Below are 9,983 nucleotides of genomic sequence, written 5' to 3' on the forward strand. Positions count from 1 at the left end.
CCATATTACGCACTATATCTCTGTGCAGGCCAATATTACTCAGGTAAAACAAACCTACTTAGATTTCACCCGCAAATTAGATGCTATCAGCGGCGCATTAGTTATTATGGAAATTTGCCCCGACGGTAAACTTGATTCCATAAACTCTCTATTTGAAGACGCCTTGAAAAATATCGGTACGCGATGCGAAGACGCCTCCTATGACATCTACCATAAAATCACACACGAATTAAAAGAAAGTATCGATAAACAAGGCCATGCCTCTACCCTCATTGAGTTTAATGGAAAAGGGGAGCAACTCGCAATTGATGCGAGGATTTGTGTACTCAAAGATTTTTCCGGCAATATACTCAATTATGTCATGTTTGGTATTGATATCAGTGCTCGACGTAAAACCGTGGCAAAAACGCAAACATCAATGCAGTCCGTTTCTCAGTCAAGCCAGGAAGTGATGAAAATTATTGATACTATCAACAACATTTCCGAGCGCACCAATCTTCTGGCACTGAACGCAGCGATCGAGGCCGCTCGTGCCGGTGAGCTCGGACGCGGCTTTGCGGTAGTCGCCGATGAGGTTCGCCAATTAGCTCAAGTCTCTCACCAATCGAGCAAACAAATTAGCGAGTTGGTAGAAAGTACGGTTCAAAGCATTGATGAGCTTGCGGTTTTATTGAACGACATTGAAAGCTAGAGCGTCAATAAGCGCGAGATAAAAACACTCTCGCTTTTTCTTTTTATACGTTGGCAAAAGTCATGACCATTAAACCGACTGGACTACAGCCAACTGCTCTAAAGGCGCTGGATGTCCAAGATAAAAACCCTGCGCGTATTCACAATCGAGCTGTTTTAGTAACGCTAGTTGCGCACGCGTTTCTATGCCTTCAGCCACAACATGAATACCCAAACCTTTAGCAATCCCGATAATGCCGGCAGTAATCGCTTTAGCACGGTGGTCTTTTTCCATCGCCTGGATAAAACTACGATCAATCTTAATTTCATCCACGTTGATCCGGTTAAAAATACCCAACGAGGTATAGCCGACACCAAAATCATCGATCGAAAAGGTAACGCCATGGCGTTTAAGTGTATCAACAACCCGCGCGCACTCAATAATGTCATCTAATGCGGCAGTTTCTGTGATCTCCAGGCAAAGATAACGAGCGAACTCAGGGTTAGCCTGCAAATAGGTATCGATACGTGCTATCGCGTCCACACTGTTAAATTCAACCGCGGAGATATTGACCGATACCCGTTTAACCATATTGCCTAGCAGCTGACTTTCGTTTAGTTGTTTGGCGGCTTTTTCTAACACCAGTGCCGTTAAATCCTCGCAAAAATGCTGCTCTTCAGCTAGGGGAATGAACACACTCGGGGGTATATTACCATATTGATCGTGTGTCCATCTTGCCAACACCTCTAAGCCGGTTAACTCTCCAGAAGACAAGCGATACTGTGGCTGAAAAACAATATCAATCTGCTTATCATCAATGGCTTGGCGAAGATCGTAGACAAGATTTTGCCGCTTTTTAGCCTCTTCTGTCAGATGGATATCGTGATATGCAACGGCATTTTTATGCTTCTTCGCTTCGTTCAATGCGCGTGTCGCCGCTGTCATTAAAGCCGTGGTGTCTTCGCCATCCGAGTCAAACACCGCCACGCCTACCGAACAGGTAATGTCTCTATCGTATCGTTGCAAAAACTGGTTACACTGACGATGTAACTTGTCAATGTATGGCGTCATTTCGCAAACATCGGACAACGTCAACAAACATGCAAATCTATCGGCGTGAACTCTCGAGGTTAGGTTTTCAAGCGCAGTGGGCGTATCTATTTTACGCGCCACTCCTATCAGCAGTTGATTGGTGCGATCAAAGCCCAGCTTATTGGTTACCGACGTGTAGTTATCAATGTCGAGCACAAACAACATGTAGCACGACTCAGCATTAGCACGCTGCAATAATGTATCAGCGCGACGAATGAATACGGAGGGACTATGAAGCCCGGTAACCGTATCGATGTCACTCGCTCGCTCTAAATCACGATTATTTTTCTGTGCTAACCCCCAAAGTAACACTGAGGTAATAACGACAAACAGGTGCCCCTTGAACGACTGTGCCCAAGTATACATTTCAAGGTTATCGGACAGCACGTTAACCAATTTATCGGAAAACAGTATCCACAACGAAGCAAAAAAGAAGTAAGTTAATGCTAATTTTAGTGCGTAGTACGCTGTTTTCTTCATTAAAAGCCTTTTTTATCTCTTAACACTGCTCAGTTGCTCCTCTTTGACACCTACGGCTGTGATATTCGTCGAGTATAGCAGCTCTATCGCTTCACAGCTTCAAGCTATTGAATCAAATAAGTATAATTTGCCCAGTGTTGCTCAGATAACCAAAATGCAGAGAGCGTAACCTACCGACTCTATGATTGCACCTTCGGTTTTTACTGACTAAGACGGTGCGTATTGCTCAGTCTAGCTTAAATTAGATTGGAGCAACGATTAACACAGGTCAACACGTCCAACAAGCAAATAAAACACCAAACCCTAAATTAGTATTGACTTATTAATGTGTTCAAGTATGCTGCCCTTCTCCTTTAGCCGTAACGTTTTTTGACTCACTGAGAGGAAAATCATGACGTTTCAAATCCCATGGGATGCCTTGTTTGGTGGCATGCTGGTTGGCACTGCCTGTCTCGCACTTTTAGCACTCAATGGCCGTATTGCCGGGATCAGCGGTATTGTGTCAGGCGCGTTATCATCACACGGCCGTGAAGCTCAATGGCGAGGTCTGTTTTTGCTGGGTATGGTCAGTGCGGGGGTCTTCATGCCATTTATCGGTTTTGAACTACCCAACTACACAAGCCTTGCGCCTGCACTCACACCTATGGTTGCCGTACTCGCGGGGTTGCTGGTCGGGATAGGCACTAAATTAGGTAACGGCTGTACCAGTGGTCATGGCATTTGTGGCATGGGTCGCTTATCGAAACGGTCAATCGTGGCAACGCTCACTTTTATGGGTGCTGCCTTTGTCACTGTTTTTGTTCGTTTACACTTTTAAGGACGTTTATCGCTTATGTTTCGCCTTGTTGCTCTACTCTCAGGCTTTATCTTCGGTGTGGGTATGATGGTGTCAGGCATGGTCAATCCCGCGAAGGTGATTGGCTTTCTGGATGTATTCGGCCAGTGGGATCCCAGCCTTGCGTTTGTGATGGGCGGTGCGCTGTTGGTCTTTGTTCCCGGCTACTTTTTGGGCGTACGTCGGCAGAAAAACCCCGTACTGGCCGATCAATTTTGTCTACCCAAGACRCAAACGCTTGATAAAAAACTCATCGGCGGCGCATTACTCTTTGGCACCGGCTGGGGACTCGCCGGACTTTGCCCAGGACCGGCGATCACGGCTATTGGCTCCGGCGCACTACCGATCGGTCTATTTGTGATTAGCATGCTAGTCGGGATGCGCGTCATAACCTATCTTCAGCAAACACGAATACCGTCACCAGTAAAAACTTAAATAGACTCATGCGAGATGATGCGCCCTGATATCCGCTTTAGACAGGGCGCCAAAGTTTAGCGCTAAGTAGCGAGACGTTGAACTGTATCAGAGACCTCTTCAGCTCCGGCATAAATATCACGCATGACGGTTTCCGCTGAGGCAATTTTTTCTCGGCTCTGCTCCGATTCTACTGCCACTTCTTCCATCGACTCACTCACACCATGGGTCAATTTTCTATTTTCATCGACAACATTGGCGATTTGTGTTGTCGATTCACTGGTGCGTTTGGCTAAACTTCTCACTTCATCAGCTACCACAGCAAATCCTCTGCCCATCTCGCCGGCACGAGCTGCTTCAATAGCAGCATTTAAAGCAAGTAGATTGGTTTGTTCAGCGATTTGATTAATCGTGGTCACAATCTCTTCAATGCTCTGTGCGTGCTCAGTCAGTTGGTGAAGTTGCTCAGCCGTTGATTGCATTTTCTCAGTGACATGGCTAGTGATATCGACCGCTTCTTTGAGCAAAGCACTACCATCCTCAACATGTTGAAGTGTCGCGGCTGACGAATGGTGGGCGAGTTCAGCGGCTTGAGAGACTGCATGGCTTTTCTGCACACTTGCAGTGATGTTGGAAGCAAATTTCACGACCTTTTCAACACGCCCACTATCACCGAATATGGGGTTATAAGTGGCTTCTAACCAGATTTCATTGCCCAATTTGTCACGCCGTTGATATTGTCCACCCTTAAATTGTCCATCTTCCAGCTCTGCCCAAAAGTTCGGATTTTGCTCATAAAAGTCAGCGTCGCAGAATATACGATGATGCTGCCCTACAATGTCATCTAACTCATATCCCACTGTGGCTAAAAAATTGTCGTTAGCATGGATAATGTTGCCTTGGGGGGTAAAAATGATGGCCGCCATGGAACGGTCGAGCGCCATAAACAACGCCTCTTTTTTGGCTTTTTCTTGGTGGACTCGCGTCACATCGGACGCGATTTTGCGAACTTTAACCACTCGTCCGGTTTTATCTTTAACTGGAAAATAAGACGCATCCATCCAAATTTCGTTACCATTTTTGTGCCGGCGTCGAAAAACGCCCTTCTGTCTTTCGCCCTGACCGAGACGCATCCAAAAATCGCGGTATTCTTGGGACTCTGTCGTTTCAGGAAAACATACTGCCGAGTGGTGCTGTCCAACCACTTCATTACTCTCGTAACCAATAATATTAAGTAATAGTTGATTGCAACTGAGCACAATTCCATCAGGAGAGAAGGTGATGGTGGCAACACCTTCTATGATGGCATCAAGCTCGATTTCTAGTTGTTCTCTGTTTGTCTCGCTTTCGGTAAGTAGGCGTCTAGTTTGATTAAACATCATGGTGGCTCCCCCGTTAACTCTAGGACCATATCGTTACTTTTCATGCTTCTTTACTTCAGTGGCTAGCCAATCCACAAGAACATTTTAAAGTATGTGAACTACGTTATTAGTCGCGTAATATCAGTAAAGCGTAGAGCATCATTATTTATCCGATAATCAGGCGTATTAATTAATAAGCATTAGAAGAATGAAAAATGTAACAAAAAATATATTACCATTGATAACAAAGAGTTAATTACCATCTGGCTTGTATTAAAAGACTTCATAATCGCCTAGAAAACCATCTACTTTTCCGTTTATTGCATTGTCCCTCATACTAAGTAATTTTTTCTCATCATTACGACCTAGATCTTTTAGCTAGAACGGTTAAGAAAACAATCCCGACGATAAATAGCGATCGCCGCGATCGCAAATAATGGCCACCACCACAGAGTCGGGTTCAGCTTTGGCAACTTGCAGTGCCGCATATACGGCCCCGCCAGAGCTCACCCCCGCACAAATCCCCTCTTCTCGCGCTAATGCTCGCGCCGTTTCTTTGGCGTCTTGCTCAGAAATATCCATCACCTCATCGATATGCTCGTCAGTATAAATGCCGGGTAAGTACTCAGCGGGCCAGCGCCGGATCCCAGGGATGGCACTGCCTTCTGTCGGCTGCAAGCCAATGGTTTTTATCGCGGGGTTTTGCGTTTTTAGGTACTTTGATGTGCCCACAATGGTGCCTGTGGTGCCCATGCTGGCAATAAAGTGGGTGATTTTTTGTTGGCTTTGCTGCCAAATTTCAGGTCCTGTACCAGTCACATGAGCCTGAAAATTATCCGGATTATTGAACTGATCCAACACTTTGCCCTTGCCCTGTGATTGCATGGATAACGCCAAATCACGCGCACCTTCCATACCCGACGCTTTAGAGACGAGAATCAACTCACTGCCATAGGCACGCATCGCATCTTTGCGCTCCTGGGTAGCATTTTCAGGCATGATTAAAATCAGACGATAGCCTTTTATCGCCGCCGCCATTGCTAGCGCTATCCCGGTGTTGCCACTGGTCGCTTCAATCAAGGTATCGCCCGGTTGGATATCTCCCCGCGCTTCGGCCTGCACAATCATGTTCAGCGCGGGCCTATCTTTGACCGAACCGGCCGGGTTATTGCCTTCAAGTTTAACCAAAACAGTACTCCCCGTATCAGCGCCTAGACGCTGCAAGCGTACCAAGGGTGTTTGTCCTACGTAGTCTTCAAGCGTTGGGAAATCAGTCACGTCTCTTACCTCTGCCTATCTTTTTCACTGGCGTCATGCCATGGGGCACTGTCTATAAACGCCATGTTACAAGGGTTTATCACTGGCACGCAGATAAATTGTCACTAACATATACAAAATGGTTATAGTAAAAGTGTTTTTTATTCCTAATGATTGCTTTTATTCTGTGACTTATAGCGACTTCTTTTGTTGAACAAGCATCAACCGGTCATTAAGGAACATTACAATGAAGGTATTCAAAACGCTGGCTCTCTCGGCCCTACTTGCCACCAGCAGCGCACAGGTATTCGCCGCTGAACAAACACTGTTGAACTCTTCTTATGATATCGCAAGGGAGCTTTTTGCCGACTACAACCCACTATTCGCAGAGCACTGGCAAGAAAAAACCGGCGACTCCGTAACGATTAAGCAATCCCATGGCGGTTCATCGGCGCAAGCGCGCGCAATTATGCAAGGGCTGCAAGCGGATGTCGTCACCTTTAACCAAGTCACTGATGTGCAGGTACTGCACGATCGAGGCAAACTGATCGATGCCAATTGGAAAGACAACTTCCCCAATAGCAGCTCGCCCTATTATTCCACCACCGCCTTTTTGGTGCGTAAGGGCAATCCCAAAAATATTGAAAACTGGGACGACCTTGCCAAAGACGATGTCGCATCGGTCTTTCCTAACCCAAAAACCTCAGGCAATGCGCGCTATACCTATTTCCGTTGCCGTGGTAAAGCGAAATGCTAAACGCAATGGCACCACTGAACTGGCGACAGAGTATTTGTCTTATCTTTACAGTGAAAAAGCGCAGCGCTTACTGGCTAACTTTAATTACCGCGTTCATCACCAAGCCGTCGCAGACGAGTATGCCGATCGCTTCCCTCAGGTTGAATTACTGACGGTAGAAGAGATTTCAGGTAGCTGGGATAAGGCGATGAAAACACACTTTGCTAGTGGCGGAAAGCTAGACCAGCTCCAGCGCCGCTAATTGCTATTACGACTTAAATCGAGACGTTATGCCATCGTTATCGCATCAACGCCAATCTATGCCACGGGGAGTGCGTCATCAGCGCGTACTCCCAGGGTTTGGTATCAGTCTGGGCGTATCGCTATTGTTTATTAGCCTGATTTTACTACTGCCAGCCAGTGGTTTAATCATGCAAACCAGTCAAATGACTTGGCAGGAATATTGGTTTGCCATCTCAGACCCACGTATTGTCGCCAGTTATAAAGTCACGGCCGGCGCGGCGCTTATCGCTTCCTTATTTAATGGTGCGATTGGACTGCTCTTTGCTTGGGTGTTGGTGCGTTACGATTTTACGGGTAAACGCTTTATTGACGCGTTGGTGGATTTGCCTTTCGCACTGCCCACCGCAGTCGCCGGTGTCACCCTCGCTACCTTGTATGCCGATAATGGCTGGATAGGTAGCGTACTCGCGAACCTCGGTATACAAGTGGCTTATACGCCGATAGGCATTATGATTGCGATGATGTTTACCAGCCTGCCGTTTGTCGTGCGCACCGTACAGCCCGTACTGGAAGAAATTTCTCAAGAGGAAGAAGAAGCTGGCACCTTATTAGGCGCAAGCGATTTTGCCGTGTTTTGGCGCGTTATCCTGCCGACCATCAAACCCGCTTTATTAGTAGGTATCGCCTTATCTTTTACGCGCAGTCTTGGCGAATTTGGGGCCGTGATTTTTATTGCAGGCAATACGCCTTACGTCAGCGAGATCACCTCCTTGATGATTTTTGTCCGTTTGCAAGAGTTTAATTTCCCAGCGGCAAGTGCGATTGCTTCAGTGATCTTGATGGCATCATTGTCGTTACTGTTTGCGATCAACCTATGGCAAGGTCGCTACTTAAAACGCATTCACGGTCGCTAAGGATAGCTTTATGACTCCCCACACTGCCCGAATCGGTGATTCTGTTTGGATCAAACGTAGTTTGATTGGCTTAATGCTGATACTGGTTGCGCTCGTGTTGGTGCTTCCCTTATTGAGCATTTTTTCTATTGCATTTTCTGACGGTATTGGTACCTATTTTGAGTACCTTCTTGCCCCCGATACACGCCATGCGATTGGGTTAACGCTATTGGTTGCCGTTATCACGGTGCCGGTTAACTTAGTGTTTGGTGTCATGCTCGCATGGGCGGTAACTCGGTTTCAGTTCCCAGGCCGAAAACTGGTCACCACCTTGATTGATATTCCCTTCGCGGTATCACCTGTGGTCGCTGGTCTACTCTATTTGCTGCTGTACGGTAGTAACGGCTGGCTAGGCGCGTGGTTGTTTGAGCATGATTTACAAGTGATGTTTGCACTGCCTGGCATTGTTTTAGTCACCATTTTTGTCACCTGCCCCTTTGTTGCTCGCGAGCTTATTCCGCTGATGCAACAGCAAGGACACGCCGAAGAAGAAGCGGCGGTGATTTTAGGGGCGTCTTGGTGGCAACTGTTTCGACGCGTCACCTTACCGAACATCAAGTGGGCCCTGATATACGGGGTGATCTTGACCAATGCCCGGGCCATCGGTGAGTTTGGCGCGGTGGCAGTGGTGTCAGGTAGCATTCGTGGCCAAACCAATACTTTACCTTTGCAAGTGCAGCTTCTGTATGAAGACTATCAAACCCAAGCCGCGTTCGCTTGTGCCTCTTTGCTTGCCTTTATGGCATTGGTAACGTTGGCGCTCAAAGCCTTAGTGGAGTGGCGTCAGCAACGCGCACAGACAAACGTAACGCCGCTTGATGAGCACAGCGCGTCAACGCCAGCCCAATTTATCCCACAAACGACCCAGAGTGAGCAGTAACATAATGCAAATTCAATTAGACAATATCACCAAACACTTTGGCCAGTTTCAGGCACTTTCGCCGCTATCTCTCACCATAGAAAAGGGTGAAATGATGGGGTTACTTGGACCATCAGGTTCGGGAAAAACCACATTACTGCGGATTATTGCGGGGTTAGAAAACAGCAATAGTGGCCAAATCCATTTTGGCGAACGCGATGTCACCCAGGTGCATGTTCGCGATCGACGCGTTGGCTTTGTCTTTCAAAACTACGCTTTGTTTAAACACATGACAGTCGCTGAAAACATTGCGTTCGGCTTACAAGTCATGCCGCGGCGCGAGCGCCCTTCAGCGGCCGCCATCACTCAACGAGTTAACGAGCTGCTCGAGGTGGTCCAGCTTGGTCATCTTCGCCAGCGTTATCCCGAACAATTATCGGGCGGACAAAAACAACGTATCGCTCTGGCACGTGCACTCGCGACGCAACCAGAAATTTTACTTTTGGATGAACCGTTTGGGGCATTAGATGCGCAAGTACGTAAAGAACTACGACAATGGTTACGACGCCTACATGATGAAATGGCATTCACTAGCGTGTTCGTCACTCACGATCAAGATGAAGCGCTGGAGCTATCCGATCGGGTGGTGGTGATGAGTAACGGGCAAATTGAACAAGTCGATAGCCCGGTTGATCTGTATGCTTCGCCGAAGAGTCGATTTGTGTTTGATTTTTTGGGGAACGTGAATGTCTTTTCCGGCCAATTTCAGCAAGGGGTATGGAAAAATGGTAACGCCTTTATCGAACCCGCCCTCAATGCGCAGACCAAACAATCCGGCGATTTGTATGTACGCAGCCATGAACTGACCATCACCGATAAACCGAACAGCCAGGTATCGCTGCCCACGCGCGTGGTATCAGTCAACCCTGTCGGCGCCGAGGTACGCGTATCACTGGCACCACAAGGTTGGGAAAGTGATCAATTGTGGGAGGCCACCCTAACTCATCATGCTTGGCAAGCCGCATCGTATCAAAAGGGCGATACCGTTTATGCCATGCCACATATTGGTTATTTCTTTAACCA

General features: G+C 47.3%; 9 protein-coding genes and 1 pseudogene. 7 read left to right on the plus strand and 3 right to left on the minus strand.

Annotated features, from left to right (window positions below; all coding sequences use genetic code 11):
* Positions 1 to 691: methyl-accepting chemotaxis protein (locus BZG79_RS07005; RefSeq protein WP_242414137.1), on the plus strand; the 691-nt coding region annotated here is incomplete at its 5' end.
* Positions 692 to 760: 69 nt separating this feature from the next.
* Here BZG79_RS07005 and BZG79_RS07010 read toward each other — a convergent pair.
* Entirely contained in the window at positions 761 to 2,242 is a 1,482-nt protein-coding gene (locus BZG79_RS07010) for a GGDEF domain-containing phosphodiesterase (RefSeq protein ID WP_077774053.1), read from the minus strand.
* 391 nt (positions 2,243 to 2,633) lie between these two features.
* On the opposite strand from BZG79_RS07010, the gene BZG79_RS07015 reads away from it, so the two are divergent.
* The gene (locus BZG79_RS07015; RefSeq protein ID WP_077661452.1) at positions 2,634 to 3,059 is read left to right on the plus strand and encodes a YeeE/YedE family protein; all 426 of its coding nucleotides are present in this window, start codon (positions 2,634 to 2,636) and stop codon (positions 3,057 to 3,059) included.
* 15 nt (positions 3,060 to 3,074) lie between these two features.
* On the plus strand, positions 3,075 to 3,512 hold the full coding sequence (locus BZG79_RS07020) for a YeeE/YedE family protein (protein WP_077661453.1): 438 nt from the start codon (positions 3,075 to 3,077) through the stop codon (positions 3,510 to 3,512).
* A gap of 62 nt (positions 3,513 to 3,574) precedes the next feature.
* Here BZG79_RS07020 and BZG79_RS16890 read toward each other — a convergent pair whose 3' ends face one another.
* Both BZG79_RS16890 and cysM read right to left on the minus strand, forming a co-directional pair.
* Positions 3,575 to 4,873: a PAS domain-containing methyl-accepting chemotaxis protein gene (locus BZG79_RS16890; protein WP_277918949.1), complete on the minus strand. Its 1,299-nt coding sequence runs from the start codon at positions 4,871 to 4,873 to the stop codon at positions 3,575 to 3,577.
* Between the two features lie 366 nt (positions 4,874 to 5,239).
* Positions 5,240 to 6,130 (minus strand): cysteine synthase CysM, encoded by an 891-nt coding sequence (gene cysM, locus BZG79_RS07030; RefSeq protein ID WP_077774054.1) that lies wholly within the window; start codon positions 6,128 to 6,130, stop codon positions 5,240 to 5,242.
* Positions 6,131 to 6,356: 226 nt separating this feature from the next.
* Here cysM and BZG79_RS07035 point away from each other — a divergent pair.
* The 4 genes and pseudogenes from BZG79_RS07035 to BZG79_RS07050 all read left to right on the plus strand — a co-directional run.
* Positions 6,357 to 7,107, plus strand: a pseudogene (locus tag BZG79_RS07035) (sulfate ABC transporter substrate-binding protein).
* 58 nt (positions 7,108 to 7,165) lie between these two features.
* Positions 7,166 to 8,002, plus strand: a complete 837-nt coding sequence (gene cysT / locus BZG79_RS07040; protein WP_108742907.1) for a sulfate ABC transporter permease subunit CysT — start codon at positions 7,166 to 7,168, stop codon at positions 8,000 to 8,002.
* Between the two features lie 10 nt (positions 8,003 to 8,012).
* Positions 8,013 to 8,921 carry a sulfate ABC transporter permease subunit CysW gene (gene cysW / locus BZG79_RS07045; protein ID WP_077774055.1) on the plus strand — a complete coding sequence of 303 codons (909 nt, stop codon included), beginning with the start codon at positions 8,013 to 8,015 and terminating at the stop codon, positions 8,919 to 8,921.
* 4 nt (positions 8,922 to 8,925) lie between these two features.
* On the plus strand, positions 8,926 to 9,983 hold a 1,058-nt coding region (locus BZG79_RS07050; protein ID WP_077774056.1), incomplete at its 3' end, for a TOBE-like domain-containing protein.

Source organism: Salinivibrio sp. MA427, assembly GCF_001996115.1.
GTDB lineage: Bacteria > Pseudomonadota > Gammaproteobacteria > Enterobacterales > Vibrionaceae > Salinivibrio > Salinivibrio costicola.